16 protein-coding genes are annotated in these 15940 nt (G+C 62.8%); 4 read left to right on the top strand and 12 right to left on the bottom strand.

Annotated features, from left to right (window positions below):
* Positions 1-59: 59 nt before the first annotated feature.
* From NLM32_RS37700 to NLM32_RS37685, 4 genes are all read right to left on the bottom strand, one after another.
* Positions 60-2000, bottom strand: coding sequence for a serine hydrolase (locus NLM32_RS37700; protein ID WP_254133747.1), 1941 nt, complete (start codon positions 1998-2000; stop codon positions 60-62).
* Positions 2001-2105: 105 nt separating this feature from the next.
* Entirely contained in the window at positions 2106-3239 is a 1134-nt protein-coding gene (locus NLM32_RS37695) for an AraC family transcriptional regulator (protein WP_254133746.1), read from the bottom strand.
* Positions 3240-3433: 194 nt separating this feature from the next.
* Positions 3434-3826 (bottom strand): tautomerase family protein, encoded by a 393-nt coding sequence (locus NLM32_RS37690; protein WP_254133745.1) that lies wholly within the window; start codon positions 3824-3826, stop codon positions 3434-3436.
* A 33-nt stretch (positions 3827-3859) separates the two neighbouring features.
* Entirely contained in the window at positions 3860-4834 is a 975-nt protein-coding gene (locus NLM32_RS37685) for a catalase family peroxidase (RefSeq protein ID WP_254133744.1), read from the bottom strand.
* Between the two features lie 148 nt (positions 4835-4982).
* Between NLM32_RS37685 and NLM32_RS37680 the strand changes: the two genes are divergently transcribed.
* Positions 4983-5870, top strand: a complete 888-nt coding sequence (locus NLM32_RS37680; protein WP_254133743.1) for a LysR family transcriptional regulator — start codon at positions 4983-4985, stop codon at positions 5868-5870.
* Between the two features lie 243 nt (positions 5871-6113).
* On the opposite strand, the gene NLM32_RS37675 is transcribed toward NLM32_RS37680, so the two are convergent.
* From NLM32_RS37675 to NLM32_RS37645, 7 genes are all read right to left on the bottom strand, one after another.
* The gene (locus NLM32_RS37675) at positions 6114-6911 is read right to left on the bottom strand and encodes a carbohydrate ABC transporter permease (RefSeq protein WP_254133742.1); all 798 of its coding nucleotides are present in this window, start codon (positions 6909-6911) and stop codon (positions 6114-6116) included.
* The gene (locus tag NLM32_RS37670) at positions 6908-7786 is read right to left on the bottom strand and encodes a carbohydrate ABC transporter permease (RefSeq protein ID WP_254133741.1); all 879 of its coding nucleotides are present in this window, start codon (positions 7784-7786) and stop codon (positions 6908-6910) included. Before NLM32_RS37670 ends, NLM32_RS37675 begins: the two co-directional genes overlap by 4 nt.
* 160 nt (positions 7787-7946) lie before the next feature.
* The gene (locus NLM32_RS37665) at positions 7947-8264 is read right to left on the bottom strand and encodes a hypothetical protein (RefSeq protein WP_254133740.1); all 318 of its coding nucleotides are present in this window, start codon (positions 8262-8264) and stop codon (positions 7947-7949) included.
* Positions 8265-8304: 40 nt separating this feature from the next.
* Entirely contained in the window at positions 8305-8775 is a 471-nt protein-coding gene (locus NLM32_RS37660; RefSeq protein ID WP_254133739.1) for a DUF302 domain-containing protein, read from the bottom strand.
* A 10-nt stretch (positions 8776-8785) separates the two neighbouring features.
* Entirely contained in the window at positions 8786-9331 is a 546-nt protein-coding gene (locus NLM32_RS37655) for a c-type cytochrome (RefSeq protein ID WP_254133738.1), read from the bottom strand.
* A complete protein-coding gene (soxC, locus tag NLM32_RS37650) occupies positions 9318-10589 on the bottom strand; it encodes a sulfite dehydrogenase (protein ID WP_254133737.1) in 1272 nt (423 codons plus the stop codon). Before soxC ends, NLM32_RS37655 begins: the two co-directional genes overlap by 14 nt.
* 138 nt (positions 10590-10727) lie before the next feature.
* Positions 10728-11066 carry a carboxymuconolactone decarboxylase family protein gene (locus tag NLM32_RS37645; RefSeq protein ID WP_212329942.1) on the bottom strand — a complete coding sequence of 113 codons (339 nt, stop codon included), beginning with the start codon at positions 11064-11066 and terminating at the stop codon, positions 10728-10730.
* Between the two features lie 103 nt (positions 11067-11169).
* On the opposite strand from NLM32_RS37645, the gene NLM32_RS37640 reads away from it, so the two are divergent.
* On the top strand, positions 11170-12150 hold the full coding sequence (locus NLM32_RS37640) for an AraC family transcriptional regulator (protein ID WP_254133736.1): 981 nt from the start codon (positions 11170-11172) through the stop codon (positions 12148-12150).
* On the opposite strand, the gene NLM32_RS37635 is transcribed toward NLM32_RS37640, so the two are convergent.
* Positions 12113-13900, bottom strand: a complete 1788-nt coding sequence (locus NLM32_RS37635; protein ID WP_254133735.1) for a peptide ABC transporter substrate-binding protein — start codon at positions 13898-13900, stop codon at positions 12113-12115. The genes NLM32_RS37640 and NLM32_RS37635 overlap by 38 nt on opposite strands.
* A 148-nt stretch (positions 13901-14048) precedes the next feature.
* Here NLM32_RS37635 and NLM32_RS37630 point away from each other — a divergent pair, with 148 nt between their 5' ends.
* Both NLM32_RS37630 and NLM32_RS37625 read left to right on the top strand, forming a co-directional pair.
* On the top strand, positions 14049-14936 hold the full coding sequence (locus NLM32_RS37630) for an AraC family transcriptional regulator (RefSeq protein WP_254133734.1): 888 nt from the start codon (positions 14049-14051) through the stop codon (positions 14934-14936).
* Between the two features lie 98 nt (positions 14937-15034).
* Positions 15035-15937, top strand: coding sequence for a PhzF family phenazine biosynthesis protein (locus NLM32_RS37625; protein WP_254133733.1), 903 nt, complete (start codon positions 15035-15037; stop codon positions 15935-15937).
* Positions 15938-15940: the final 3 nt, after the last annotated feature.

The raw sequence follows: 15940 nt of genomic DNA, 5'->3' as shown, positions 1-15940 counted from the left end.
GGACACCTTAATGTTCGGGCCGCGCAGGCTTCCTCCATTTCATCAGCTGTCAGTGTGCCCTATTGGGCGCGTGCGCCGCGTTGCTCCCAGGGTCCCGGATTGAGAACCGCGCGGTTGACTTTGCCGGCGGCGTCGCGCGTGAAAGCGATCCGCGTATGATCGCCACTGTCGACGTAGAATTCATCCTTCGAAAGAACCGTCACGGGCGTCGGCTGCCCCTTGTCAAAATCAAGGATCGACCAGCTGCCTGTTGCTTCAACGACGAGCTTGCCGTCCGCGACACGGACTTGAAGCGCGACGCTGTGCGAGGGGACCGCCTCCCGGGCAAAGGCAACAACGAGCGGATCGGTCTGTCCCTGCCGGGTGATTTTGAGCTTGATCGCGGCGTTGACCGGACCTGAAATCCGGCGAAATGCCGCTTCCAGGGTCAGGCCCTTCGTCGACTGCTCGCCGATCGCCGTGATGAGGTCTCCCGCCAAAACGCCCGCCCGCGCGGCGGGGCCTCCCTCGGCCGGTTTGATCACCCCGAGGCCGTCCGTGCCAGCGACAACGGACGCAAGGCCGGTCCAGCCGTTGCCGTCGGCAACCAACATCTGTCTGTCCAGCGAACTTGCGGACCCACCGAAATCGTAACGCCCGACGTAGTCGGTGAGAGCGCCTGCATTCAACTGCCCCGAGGCGACGGGCGCAGGCACTTCAGGAACCTTCAACGCCGCATACGGCAGACGGCGGATGGCATTAAAATAGAAACCGTTCTCACTGTACTGCGACCTCTGCATCATCATGACAAGGATCAGCTTCTGAACTGGGTCGACCGAGAAAAATGTGCCCCAGCTTCCCTGCCAGTTGAAGCTTCCGACGGCGCCTGGGATCAGACTGAAATCCGGATCGGTGCGGACGGCGAAGCCAAGTCCCCAGCCCGTTCCAAAAGCCGGACCGGCTTCATGCCCCGCGAAGTGGATGCCGGGCGGCATCGAATTTGTCGTCATCAGCCGGACGGTTTCCGGCTTCAGGATCCGCACCCCGTCAAGCTCGCCGTCGTTGAGCAGCATCTGGCAGAAGCGCAGAACGTCGGGGGCCGTCGAAACGATCCCGCCTCCCCCTGAAAAGAACGTCTGCGGCTTCGTGACGTCCCCATCGGAAAGAGCTGCGGGCTGCCCGCCCGGCACAGCGACGAGACGGGCGAGTTTATCCTCCGGCACCGAGAAGCCGCTGTCGACCATATGGAGCGGCGCGAACAGCCGGCTTTGCAGAAAATGATCGAAAGTTTGACCCGATACGACTTCGATGACCCGTCCGAGAACGTCGTAGCCTATGGAATATTCCCAGACTTCGCCCGGTTGGTGCAGAAGTGGGAGGGTGCCGAGGTTCGCGACGAAGGAGGCGATGGGCTTGTCGCGTCGGAACGGCGCCCTGGCGCCGTAGAGTGCGTGAATCGCGGCATTGCCAAATCCTGGATCGGCATAGTCGGGGGACGCATAGACCAGACCGGAGGTGTTGCGCAGAAGGTCCCGGATGGTCATCGCCCGCTTGGCCGGTTCAAGCTCCAGGAGGATCGCGTCTCCTGTGGCCGGATCGGTCTTGACGACCTGCATGTCCTTGAGCTCCGGCAAATATTGCGCCACGGGCGCATCAAGCTCGAGCTTGCCTTCATCGACCAGCATCATGGTGGCAACGCTGGTGATCTGCTTGGACATCGATCCAATGCGAAAGATCGAATCCGGCCGCATCGGAATTTTCTTGTCGTGGTCCTCAAAACCGGTGGGCTGCAAATAGGCGAGCTTTCCGCCTCGGGCGATCCCAACGACAAAACCGGAGGGATCGCCTTTTTTGGTCTGCGCCTCAAACCAAGAGGTGATGCGCGCCAGCCGTTTCGCCGAAAAGCCGAGACTGTCCGGATCGCCGACGATCTGCAAATCGTCGGCAAGCGCCACACCCGCCAGACAGAGCGTAAGTGCCGCCAGCGCGGTCAATGAAACGGCAAATCGCTGATATCGCATGGGCAGCCCCGTTGTCGCAGCTATTGCGAGGAAGGATCGCCAACAGTCTGTCAAATTTTTTCGATGCCGTTCTCGCCGATTCCCGCAATCCGGCTGGCCGATTCCTCAACTCGACTGGCCGACTTTTGGTCGGCCGTTCCCAGGGGCTGCATTTCCCGCCATTGCAAGACGGCGGAATTCGGTTGGGGTCAAATCTGTCGCGGCCTTGAAGGCGCGGTTGAACGGCCCGATCGACTGGAAACCTGTGTCCATCGCAATTGTCAGCACCGGGACTTCCACTTGTTCGGGGTCGACCAGCGCTGCCTTGGCTTCCCCGATCCGGTAATGATTGATGAACGCATTGAAATTGCGGTAACCGAGGCCCTCATTGATGAGCTGCCGCAGCCGGTATTCCGGCGCGCCAAGTTCGGCGGATAGCAATCCAATGGTCAACCTCTCACGCCGGTAGATGCGCTCGACGGTCATCAGCTGTTCCAACCGGCGCAAGAGAGCCGATTCAATCGCGGCAGGCTTGCCCTGATCGTCAGACGCCTTGGCTGGCTTGCCTAAGGGGACGTTTGTCGCAGGCAGAAGGATCGAACCTTTCCGCGTACCCGCTTCCAGCAGATTCCATGCGCTCAAGCCGACCAACGTGAACAGAGCAAAGGCGTTAGCGACGCTAGCCACGGAAAAAGTGGGAGTCGGGGGCTGCTGCAAGAAGCTCACGTAAGAGCTGAGAACGATTTGGGCCGATGCCCCGATCAAGACGACCAGCCGGAGCCGACGCCGGCCCTGCACCATGTCCGCCCGCCAGGTGAGAAGCGTTTGCGCCACTGCCAACAACGCCAGGCCGAGAGAGGCGAACGACAGCGTGCGTTCGATCGCAAGCTCGAGCGCGGCCGATCGTGTCATGCCGCTGGCGTCCAGCCATTGCGCGACGGCGACGGCCGCCCACAAGACGCCATGCCAGAGCCGCGGCACGAAATCGTCATCGAAGGCGGCACGTGCCCATAGCCAGAACACGACACTGTTCGCGCCGGACAACGCCAGCAGCAACAGGCCCCACCACGCAAATGGCCGCGGGAACGTCGGCGCCGTGCAGATCATCGAAGCCGCGGCGCCGATCGCGAGCGCGGCTCCCAGCAGCGCGGCCGTGCTGTCGCGGCGATCGCGCAGCGCCATGGCTGCGATCAGCAGGCACAGTGCGACGACGGCGCCCCGTAACCCCAGATCGACCGACATCAAACCGCTGGTGTCCACGACCGGAAATACTCCGAATGTCATTGTTGACGCGAAAGCCACGTAGCTTCGCTCATACGCCTCTGACGCTGCCGATGTCGAGTCGGTGGATGATTTTGAAGCGGCTACGAACCGGACGGGACCACTGGAGAAAATATCGCAAATTTTGCTGGTGTGGGGAAAGGTGGTAGCGCCCCCCGCTACCAAGCCTCCCGTCACGCAAGCTCGCCTGTCACGAACTGGGCGCGGCCCAATCCGAATGACCAGTCGGCATCGCCATTCTCGACAAAGGACACGATGACGTCCGAGCTGTCGAGATTGCAGGCGTCCTTCAGCATCTGGCACAGCAACTCGTAGAAGTGCAGCTTCTGCTCCTGCGGCCTGTTTCGGGATCTGACCTCGATCAGGACGACCTTGTTGGTTCGCGCAATGCCAAGACCGGTATCGAGCGCGATCATACGTCCCGGACGATATTCCGAGACGAGCTGATAGCGGTCGCCATCGGGCACGTGAAACGCGGCAACCACCGCGGCATGAGCCGTATCGAGCAGCGTCGCGATCTCGGCGTCGGTTCGGCCTTCGAACATGTTGAAGCGAAGCAGGGGCATTGCCTGGTTCCTTTCTGGTTTTGAGAGATCGGGTTACTGACGGCGGCCGAACGACACCGGGTAGGCCGCTCCACGCGCGTCGATCATTGGATCGGCGGCTTCGATTCCGGACGCCAACGCGTTCGGGAGGAACAGCAGCGACTTGTCGGCGGCCTCGTCCGCAACGAGGCGCGTCAGCGTGATCGTGCCGAGTTCCGTGGTCTCGCGGCTGTCGGGCCAGGCGATCGAGGGATCATTCACCTTGTCGCCTGTCCCTGCGAGTTGCAGCACAAGGCGAAACTTCACGGGCTCCTTCGCCATGCGCTGCCTGATTTCTGCGATCAGATAATCCGGCTGCGCCTTGGCCGCGGCGTCGTCCGCGAGATACTTCGAACCGGCGACCGGCTGCAGCTGGTAGCGTCCGAAAGTCGTCTGACCTGCAGCACTGGTGAATTTGAATGCATTGACGCCGAAATAGGGAAGCGTCGCAAAACTCTCAGGCGCGGGCTTGGGTGCGGTCAGAAATGCCTTGGCCCGCGGATGCCCGGCCAGGTAGGTGTCGAGCGGCGTCGGCTTTGCAGCTTTCGGCCCGGAACGTCCCAATGCAATCAGGAGATCGCGGAAGTCGGCGACGGTTGCCGACGGAAAGCCGTTGAACGAGTGCGTGACGAGATCGGTTTCGCTCCCGTCGGGCAGCTTGAACTTGATGGCCATGCCGTGCGGGCTGGCGAGCGGATCGTTGTCCGGAATTGAGGGGACACCGGCGAAGTTCGAGAAGCGAACGACCACGGGCACGGATGTCTGTTGCAGATGCGGCGCCTTGCTGATGCGCGACGCCGTCGCCGATGGCGTAAAGCTGCCTTCGAGGATGACGCCCTTGGCGTGAACGGCGCGCGCATGATGCTGGCCGAAGACACCGTTGAGGGCGTCGACCATCTGGTCGGGCGTCGGTTGCTCCGCCGAGACGGCTGGCGTCGCCGCGGCGAAACTGGAGATCAGAAACAGGGCTAGATGACAGGACCGGCGCATGGATCACCTCGATCGTTCGGCAGGTCGTATCGACCTGCGCTGGATGCTTGATCCCGGATGATTTACGGCGCATAAAATTGCACATCAATGAACGGTATTTCGTCTCCATTGTGCAAAAAATATAGTCAACTCCAGAAGGAAGTCGTCGATGGATTGGGAGCGGGTGAGGATATTTCTGGAGGTCGCGCGCGCGGGGCAGATCCTCAAGGCGTCGAAGAACCTGCGGCTGAACCATACGACGGTCGCGCGTCAGCTCACCGCGTTGGAAAGGAGCCTGAAGGCGAAGCTGCTCGAGCGGCATACGTCCGGCTGCACGCTGACGGCCGCGGGCGAGGCCCTGGTCCAGGCGGCCGAGCGCGCCGAAAGCGAGTTTCTGAAAGTGGGCGCCAGCATCGGCGGCAGCGCGGACACCATCAGCGGCACGGTGCGCGTCGGCGCACCGGATGGGCTTGGCAACTTCTTCCTCGCGGAGCATCTCGGCGCCTTGGCCGCGCGCCACCCGGGACTGATCATCCAGCTCGTGCCGCTGCCCCGCACGTTCTCGCTGTCGCGCCGCGAGGCGGATATCGCAATCACGCTGGACCGGCCGAAGCAGGGCCGGCTCATCCTCTCAAAGCTGACCGACTACACGCTGAGCGTCTACGGTTCGGAAAGTTATCTCGAGCGCGAGGGCCCGATCGACGCGCAAGCCGATCTCGCAGGCCGCCTCTTCGTCACCCACATCGAGGATTTCGCCTACAGCCGCGCCCTCGACTACGCCGCGGCCCTCGGCCGCCTGATGTCCCGCCGCTACGAATGCGGCAGCATCGTCGCCCAGATCGAGGCGGTGCGTGCCGGACACGGCATCGGCATCCTGCATGACTACGCGGCAAGCCGCTATCCCGAACTGCGCCGGCTGCTGCCCGACATCCGCTTCGTGCGAAACTACTGGCTGACCTCACATCCCGACACCCACGGAACGCGCCGGGTCCAGGAGGTACACCGCTTCATCGCATCATCGGTGAAGGCGGCGCGGGGGGCGTTTGAGTTGGGGTGAGCCGGGGGGCTTGAGTGCGTAGTAGAGCACTTGCGAAATCCATTATCGCCGAGTTGACAGCGCGCGATGGATTTCGCTTCGCTCTACGCATTCTACGCCAGTGCTGCCTCATACGCGGTTGTTGCGAGCGTAGCGAAGCCAGTCAGAGACCTCCGCGGCGGCAGACTGGATTGCTTCCGCCTTCGCCAAGGCTTCGGCGGACAAGTCGCTGCGCTCGCAATAACGAGGGGGGGGCGAGTGTGCTTACGTCCGGATCACAAACCCCTTGGCGAGGTGATTCCGCACGAAATAGATCATCGCCACCCCCGGCACGAGCGCGAGCACGGTCATCGCCATGACGAGGCCGAAATCGGTTCGAAAGCCGAACAGCGCGTTGATGGCCATGGTGATCGGCTTGCCGCCGGTCGTTGTCAGGATGCGCGCCAGCACCACCTCCACCCAGGAGAAGATGAAGCAGAAGAACGCGGTCACGCCGATGCCCGGCGCGATCGCAGGAACCAGATGGCGGAAGAAGAAGCTGGGAAGCGAATGGCCGTCCAGAAAGGCCGTCTCGTCGAACTCACGCGGCACTGACCCGATAAATCCCTCCAATATCCAGATCGAGATCGGGATGTTGAAGACGCAGTGAACCAGCGCGATGCCGACCGGGGTGTTCTCCAGGCCGATTTGCGCGAACAGGACGAAGATCGGCAGCGACAGCACGACGGTTGGGGTGATGCGGAACACCAGCAGCAGGAAGAACAGCTGCCGGTCGCCGACGAAGCTGTAGCGGGCGAACGCATAGGCGGCCGGCAGTCCGACGCCAAGGCAGAGCGCGACGTTGAGCACGACGTAGATGATGGAGTTGAGGATCGCTTCCTTCAGAACCGGTGAGTGAAGGATGTTCAGGTAGTTGACGAGGCTGAAATGCCCTTCCGCGATCCCGGCTCTGGGCAGCGTCGACACGAAGCTCGTGATGATCGTCTGCGCCAGCGGCACCAGGACGAAGGCACCGACCGTTGCGAACAGCGCGGTCCGTCCCAAGGATGACAGCGACTTCACTTGGCAGGCTCCATGGCGACCTGCGCTCGCGTGCTCGTTGCCGCCTTGAAGGCCCAGGCGACCGTCAGGACGATCAGGAAGTAGACGATCGAGCGGGCGGCGGACGGTCCATAGTTGAAGGACTGGATCTCCTCGCCGAGGTCGAGGCTGAGGAATGCGGTCGCGCTATCGGGGCCGCCGGCATTGATGCGGAACGCCTCGATATAGATCATGAAGCTGTCCATGAAGCGGAGCAGAACGGCCATCGACAGCACGGTCTTCATCTTCGGAAGCTGAATGAAGCGAAACACCTGCCATAGCGACGCGGCGTCGATCGCCGCGGCCTGATAGTAGGCGGGCGGAATGCTGGAGATGCCTGCATAGGCCAGCACGACGACGAGCCCCAGCCAGTGCCAGGTGTCCATCACCACCAGTACGATCCAGGTGTGCAGGGCGTTGAACTTGTAGTCGAAGCCGACGCCCAGCCAGGCCAGCGTCCGGCCGGCGAGACCGATATTGGGATTGATGAAGTTGAGCCAGATCACCGGGATCATGTTCCAGGGCACCACCAGTGGCACGGTGATCAGAACGAGGACGGTGCTGACGACGAAGCGATGCGATCGCTGCAGCAAGAGCGCAATCCAGATGCCGAGCGGCAGCTGGATCGACAGCACGATGGCCGAGAACAGGAAGCTGCGCCCGAGGCTGGCATAGAAGCGCTCGGAGGTGACGATGTTCCGGTACCAGTCGACGCCGATCCAATAGGGATTGCTCAGGCTGAACAGGTCCTGGAAAGAGTAATTGGTGACGGCGATCAAAGGGAGGATTCCGACGAAGGTCACGATGACCAGGGCAGGAAGCACCAGGAACCAGGCTCTGTTGTCGTATGGCTTCATTTCAGACAATTGCAGCGGGGACACCCCCGGGCACGAAAAAAGGCCTCGATTGACACCGAGGCCTTCTCAGCATTCCGGATCAGGCCAGAATTAGCCTGTCCAACGGCTGAAGTCCAAGAGACGGCAGCGCAGCCCAGTTCCGCGCGGCGATCATGTGTTGTCAGCGCGGCCCGCGTTCGTCCTCCGGTTCGCCCTCCGATTCCTGGATCAGCACCACCGGCTCATCGTAGCCCTTGCGACTGCTGTAGAACACCAGTGCCATCAGGCCGGCGCCGACGACCAGCGAGAACACGACGCCGAACACCAGCGCGACGTAACCGGCCTCCGGCACCTTGGTGTCCGTGCTGGTCCAGCCGACATAACCGAGAATGCAAGCGGCGATGAGCAGTGCGGACAGCACCGCGATGACGACCCATCTGGCGAGCTTGCCGCCTCCGGGGCTGGATGGTGCGGTCGGCTGATTGTCTGTGCCGGTCATGGGCCTCTCCTGGAGCGCGAGGGCAGCGGCGGCGGCCGTGCTATGGCGTGGTGGCCTTGGTCGCGATGGCATGCAGCGCTCCCGTCATCGCGGTGACGGCCGCCTTGGCCGCCTCGCCAACGCCATGACGGCCGGCGAGATAGGCCGGATCGTTGTAGGACAGCCAGGTCGCGCCTTGCTCGTCCTGCCAAACCAGCGCCTTCAGCGGCAGGTCGATGCCGACGGTCTGCGCCTGTTGCATCAACGGCGTCCCACCCTTGGCGTTGCCGAAGATGAGAAGATCAGTCGGCCGTAGCTTCAGGTCGACGGCGGCCGCACCGGCGGCGTGATCGACATGGGCAAACACGGTGAGGCCTTTGGCCTTCACCTCGGCCTCGAGCCGCTTCATCGTGTCCGCGGGGCCAAAATTGCTCTTGATGGTGATGAGTCCGTCCGTAGCCATGGCCTGTGTCTCCCATGAACATATCGCTGCAACCAGCGCGATGATTTTGACCAGCGCGGAAAGCCTCATGATCGCGCGCTCACTTCTTGTGGAACAATCGGGCCGGGTCGAATTCCGGTTCCGGAACGAAGCCGTCGCGATTGGGCATCCTGATCTTCGGCAGACTGTCCTTGTCGACCCTGCCGTCGGCGGGAATGATGCCGTTGAGGCTCAGGATGTAGGCGGTAACGGCATAGGTCTCATCGGTGCTGAGCGATCCCGGCGTCGGATATGGCATCGCGCGATGGATGTAATCGAACAGCGTCGTTGCGTAGGGCCAGAAGCTGCCGACAGTCTTGATCGGCATATTGGAGGCGAGCGTGCCCTGTCCGCCGGCCAGACGATCCTTGATGCCGCCCTGGCCGTTCTCGCCGTGACAAGCCGAGCAATAATCCGAAAACACCTGCTTGCCTTGCACGACTGTGCCGCTGCCGTCAGGCAGGCCCTTGCCGTCAGGCCCGACATCGATGTCCCACAGCTTGATCTCATCCGGCGTTGCCGGACGACCGAAGTCGAACGCAAAGGCGGGGGAAGCGAGCAGGCCGATCGCGAGCACGCCCGTGATAAGTCGCTTATGCGAGGACATTGCGAACCCTCCCGGCCTCGTCGATGCTCCAGGTCTGCTGGGCGTTGTAGTGAAACAGTGCGTTGGTCCCCATCGCCGCGATGAAGGAGTTTCGGTCCGGCTGAACGTTGCCCTGCTCGTCGGTCGAACGGCTCACGATCGTGGTCGGCTTGCCGTCCCAGACCCAATCCATCTGGAAACGGACCTGGGCCTTGGACAGCACCGGCAGGCTCAATTGCGCCTGGGTCCAGGTCTTGCCGCCGTCGGTCGAGATCTCGACCTCAGCGATCTTGCCATGGCCGCTCCAGGCCAAGCCCGAGATGCGATTGTAGCCCGGCTGGATCTGCATCATGCCCGAGGGCTGGGTGATGACGGAGTTGGTGTCCATCCGCAGCTGGAATTGCCGCGCCTTGCCGTCGGCGAGCAGCTGCGTATAGCGCGCAGTCTCCCAGCGCGTCATCCAGGGCGCGCTGCCGAACTTGAGGCGGCGCAGCCATTTGATGTTGAGGTTGCCTTCGAAACCCGGCATCACCAGCCGCATCGGAAAGCCATGCGCGGGCCTGAGCGGCTCGCCGTTCTGGCCGTAGGCGACGAAGGCCTCGTTCACGATCTCGTCGGTGAGGGGAATGCTGCGGTCGACGCCTGCGCCGTCGCCGCCTTCGGCCAGCATCCAGGTCGAGCCCTTGTCCTTGGCGACGAGGTCGATCAGGAATTTGAGCGGTACGCCGGTCCATTCGTTGGTGCTGACCAGGCCGTGCGTGTTCTGCACCGTCAAGTCCGGATCGGCCTTCTTCCAGTTCTCCCAGCCGTTGCCCGTGCATTCGATGAAGACCACGCGCGAGATCGACGGCATCCGCTTGAGATCGTCGACGCTGAAGATCAGCGGCTTGCCGACCATGCCGTGGATCAGTAGCCGGTGTTGCGCGGGATCGATATCGGGCACGCCGGAATGGCTGCGCTCGTAATGCAGATCGGTCGGTGTGATGTTGCCGACCAGCTTCTGATGCGGCGTCTTGGAATTAATGGCATCGCTGGGATCGATGTTACGCTTGCCCGGCGTCGCTTCCGGGATACGGTCGATCTTGGCGAAGCGGGAGCGCTCGCTGTGTGCGCTGAGATCAGCGCCTGGGCCGCGATCGGGAACGTCGGCCAGCGTTTCCGCATTGGCCGCTTCGGTCGCCGCTACGCTCAAAATGCCCGCCGACAAACCTCCGACGAAGCCACGGCGCGACATGTTCGCAGGCCGGGACAACAACTCGATTGGCGTCTTGGACGTCATATGATCTCCCATCGATAATCGTGTTTTTTGGAAATCCCGATCGCGATCACGCGGCGAGATTTACCGCAGGCCGCGACGATTGCATGTTAGGTTGTGTTAGAAGGAGTGAGCGTTGGCGCGCTCACTCCTGTCGGCTGTTCAAGCTTCCTTGAAGGCCTCGTGCGCACGGGTCGAATAGACGAGTGCTGCGCCGGCATTGACCGAGATCGCGGTGCCGAGCGCTTCGGCCAGCTCGCCTTCGGTCGCGCCGTGCTTCTTCGCTTCGGCGGCATGGACGGTGATACAGCCGTCGCAGCGCAGGCTGATGGCGACGGCGAGCGCGATCAGCTCGCGCGTCTTTGCGTCGAGGTGAGCGGTCTTGGCGCCCGCGCCGCTCAGCGTCGCGTAGCCCTTGACCGTCTCCGGGGACAGCTTTCCAATCTCGCCGACGCCGGCGACGACCTGGCGGCGGTAGGTGTTCCAGTCGAGCATGGCCATGTTAACCTCCATCGGTGTTCTGTCCGCTAGAGTGCCCGCGCTTGCCGCGCCGGGACATGGCCGGGCGGCTCGAACATATGTCCGGGCGGATCAAGGAGTGCGAATGTCGGAGGCTGGAGCAGCCGAATTGTTGAATGCGATGGTGCCGCTGTTCAGGATCCGCCCCGTGATCGACGATTCCTGCAGGTTCGGTGGCAGCTGGGAGTCACTGCACGCGCCGAACGGCCGGGGATGGGCGCAATTCCATATGGTGACGCGCGGCGCCTGCGTGGTTGAGAGGCCAGGGCTGGGTCCGCAGAGGCTGGAGGCCGGCGATATTCTCCTGCTGCCGCACGGTGATAGTCATCTGATGCGAAGCGAAGTGAGGGGCGCTGCAGGGCGGGTTTCGACCGAGACTCGAAACGGTATCCGCCAGCGCACGATGGTGGACGCTGCGGTCGATACCGAGCTGCTCTGCGGCCGCTTCCTGTTCGAAACCTCGCTCGAGAATCCGCTGATCGCGGCTCTTCCCGACGAGATCATCCTGCGCACCGCAGGAGAGCCGTTGCTGGAAAGGTTTCGGCGCCTGTTGCTCGACATCCGCGAAGAGCTCGACGCAGCAAAGGCCGGATCGGAGATGGTCGCGGCTGATCTCGCCAGAGCCCTGTTCGTCATGATGCTCCGCGACCATCTGACGGAGCAGGCTTCCAGCCATGGGACGCTTTCGCTTCTGCAGGACCGTACGACGGCCCGCGTCGTGCTGGCGATCCTCGGTGATCTCGCCCGCGACTGGACGCTCGACGAGATGGCGGCGGTGGCCATCGCCTCGCGCGCAACGCTGGTGCGGGCCTTTCAGAAGCGCGCGGGCGTCGCGCCGATGACGTTCCTGTCCGATCTGCGACTGGCGATCGCGCGCAAACGGCTGGCCGGCACGTCCGATCCGATCGCGAAGATCGCGGATGAAATCGGGTACGCGTCCGAGAGCGCCCTCAGCAAAGCCATCATGCGCAAATACGGCATGCGACCCGGCGCGCTGAGAATGGAGCCGGGTGCCCAGCCGGTCGCGGTCAGCTCCGATACCAGCTCGCCACATTCCACGTCGTGACGTCCCACCCCGAGATGTCGGTCATGAGGTTGTTGACGGCGCCACCGACGATGTAGCGCGAGAGCAGCGGCAGGAACACGTTGGCCTCGCAGAAGATCTCATTGACCTTGATCAGCAGCGCGGCGCGCTTGACCGGGTCGAGCTCCTGTTGCGCGGCCTTGTAAGCCTTGTCGGCCTCGGGATCGGACCAGCGCGAGACGTTGCGACCGAGCCATTTGTTGTCCTTGTTGGCGATCTCCCAGGAGACGCACTGGTTCAGGAACCGCTCCGGATCGGGCTGCGGCATCGTCGTGTTGTACATCTCGATGTCGCAATAGAATTTCGAATAGGTGTCGGGGTTGCCGACGTCGGAGGAGAAGAACACCGACGCGGTGACCGATTTGAGCTCGATCTCGATGCCGGCCTTCTGGCAAGCCTGCTTGATGATGGCCTGGGTCTTTTGCCGTGGCGCGTTGATCGAGGTCTGGAATACGTATTTGAGCTTCTTGCCGTCCTTCTCGCGGATGCCGTCCGCGCCCATCTTCCAGCCGGCCTCGTCGAGGATCTTGTTCGCCTTGTCGATATTGAACTCGAAGTTCAGCTTGCTCGACTTGAACCGACCCGGCTGGTTGACGAAGCTTGCGGTTGCGACGGCACCGCGACCGTAGATGAATTTCTGGATCCCGTCGCGGTCGATCAGCAGATTGAGCGCCCGGCGCACCGCCGGATCGGACAGCGTCGGATGCTTGGTCTTGGCGCTGGAGCGTTCGCTGTCGACCTCGGTCCACGGGTCGGTCGTGTTGAGGATGATGAACTCGACGCCGCCGGATATTGTGAACTCCACCTTGCCTTTGCCGCCGGTCTCCATGCGCTTGAGGATCTCGTCCTCCACCAGCAGGTTCCAGGCGTAGTCGTATTCTCCGGTCTGCAGCACGGCGCGCGCCGCGGAGACCGCATCGCCGCCACCCTTGATCTCGAACGTATCGAAATACGGCTGGTTCTTCACGTGATAGTCGGGATTGCGTTCGGCCCGGACCAGATCGCCCGGCTTGAACTCGACGAATTTGTACGGACCGGTGCCGACCGGCTTCAGATTACCCGGTGCATCGCGGGATTTCGCGCCGATATATTCGCCGAAATGATGCTTCGGCAGGATCTGGCCGACCGAGCCGACGAAGGGGTCGGCCCAGAACGGGGTCGGAGCCTTGAAGGTGACCTTGACGGTGTGATCGTCGATCTTCTCGACCGTGATGTTCTGATAGGAGCCCGTGGTGTAGGCGGCAGTGGCGAGATCCGCGGCGTATTGCCAGGTGAAGACAACATCGTCGGCGGTGAAGGGCTTGCCGTCATGCCATCGCACGCCCTGCTTCAGTTTCCAGATCACGGTGGTGCCGTCGGTGGAGAGACCGCCATTCGCCTTGGTCGGCACCTCGGCGGCGAGGCAGGGGATCAGGTTGCCTTCCTTGTCCCAGCCGGCCAGCGGCTCGAAGAAGACGCGCGAGGCGACCTGGTCCTTGGTGCCGAGCGCGAAATGCGGATTGAGCAGCGTTGGAGCCTGCCAGAGCAGGAGCTTGAGCGGACCGCCGCCGCCGGCCTTGGTCGGCTTGTAGGCCAGCGTGGCATCCGCCATCGCCACGTCGTTCCAGAGCAGGATCTGGCTCGCGAGCGGAGCTGCGATCCCGACCGCAGCCATGGTCCGGATGAACGCGCGTCGCGAGAGCGTGCCCTGCTGCACCTCGGCCACCAGGCCGCGGATGTCCTTGTCGTCCATCAGATGACCTCCACCTCTCAGAAGAAAAGTCGCCGCCGGCCATGCAATTTACATGCACTGTAGCCCAGGATTTAGGGCCCCGTGGCGTCAAAGATGACGCAGGCGGTGGGCATGCAGGTCAAAGACTGCTAGGCTCCGGCCGTCAAATTTGGGCATCGACATGCTGAGATCATTTGATCAGCTCCGCGGAACGGCAGATCCAGGTCGCCTGGTTGCTGCTGACAATGAGTACGCGGCCCTGGTCGGCAGCGGCGAATACGCCATGCCGTGGCACTGGCATGATTGCCTGATGTTCATCCTGCCGAACCGCGGAACGATCGAGCTCAAGCACGAAGGCCAGCGCGCGGGGACGTGGCTGTCTCAGGATCGCTTCGCGGTCGTGCCGCCCGACCGCGCCCACGAAACCAGGGCCGGCATCGGAGCGCACAGCCACATCGCCCTCTATGTCACCGGACCGATCCTCGAGAGGTTTGAGAGAGAGATCGGCTCGCTGAGCGAATTCCGGAGGCGAACCCGTACGACCAGCTTCTTCCGCTGCACCTCAAGGCTGCGCGCCTTGCACGAACTATCGGCTCGGGGCGAAGGAGAGGCTTACGGCCAATCGCGCATTCGCCATGGCCTGTCCTCGGCGCTGCTGGTTCAATGCATCGCCGAAGTCATGGCGGGCGAGGTCGTGTCCGGCACCTCGCATCGCGAGCACGGCATGATGTTGATCGAGGACGTGAAGCAATACCTGACCCGGCATGTCGACCGGACCATTCCGCTCGACACGCTCGAAGCACGTTTTGGCGTGTCGCGGCGTCATATGAGCCGCTTGTTCCGGGAATTCACCGGTCTGTCGATCGGGGAATTCCAGCAGCGGGCGCGTCTCGACAGGGCCTGTGAGCTGCTCGCGGGAACTGATCTTCCCATCGGGGAGATCGCGTTCCGGGTCGGATTCGACAGCGGTGCCGCTCTCGCTCATGCGATGCGTCGGGCCGACGGCCGCTCGCCCAGCGAGGTCCGCAAGCGCATGGCCCGATCAATCAAACCTTAGGTCCCGTTCGGACACGCATCCCGCCGGCGGCGGTCATAATTTGACCGGCGTGAATTCTGCGTGACGGCTCGTCAGAGCCTCGCGCTCCGGGATGGGTGATGAACAGGTCAAGACATCAGGTTCGATTCGTCCGCGTGTTCGCCGCGGGGCCCGACGGCGGCAATCCGGCGCCGATCGTCGTCGACGCGGCCGGAATGTCGGATGCGCAGATGCAGGAGGTGGCGAGCTCCTACGGCCATGAAAGCGGATTCGTCCTGCCGGCGCCTTTGGCGTCGGATTGCGATTTCGAATTTCGCTTCTGGGTCCCCAACCACGAAATGTCGATGTGCGGACATGCGACGGTGGGCGCCGTCTGGCTGCTCGCGCAGCTCGGCCGAGTGTCGGGCGATCACTTGAAGATCTCGACCAAGAGCGGCCGCGTCGAAGCGCGGATCCGGCGGGCGGCAGGACAGGACGTCTGCGTGGAGGTCTCGCAGCCCGCAGGCCATGTCGAGCCGCTTTCCGATACCGATCAGGTGAGAGCCGACATTGTCGAGGTGCTTGGCATCCGTTCCGACGACATCGCGCCGCTGCCGATCCAGAATGCGCGGACCAGCCGCGTGAAGACTCTCATTCCGCTGCGATCGGTATCGGTGCTCGACGGTTTGAACCCGAACTTCGACAGGATCGAGCGGCTGTGTTCCCGCATCGCCTCCACCGGACTCTATCCCTACGCGATCTCCGACCGGGAGCGGCAGGTCGTCGACGCGCGTCAGTTTCCGCGCTCGTCGGGGTATCCGGAAGATGCAGCGACCGGCATCGCGGCATCCGCCTTGTCGTTCGGCCTGCTGTCCAACGGTTTGGTCGAAGCCTCCGATCGCGCGATCACGGTCCGCCAGGGGCGCGCGATGAAGCGTCCGTCTGAAATCCAGGTCCGCTTCAATCTCGATGATGGGCGCATCGACGGCTGCTGGCTCTCCGGCGTCGTACAGCCGACCGAATGCGAGAAAATTTCGACCTGACGA

This window comes from Bradyrhizobium sp. CCGUVB14 (genome assembly GCF_024199935.1).
In the GTDB taxonomy this organism is placed as follows: Bacteria; Pseudomonadota; Alphaproteobacteria; order Rhizobiales; family Xanthobacteraceae; genus Bradyrhizobium.
The sequence above is the reverse complement of the archived record's forward strand: the minus strand, read 5'-3'. Positions and strand labels throughout refer to the sequence as shown.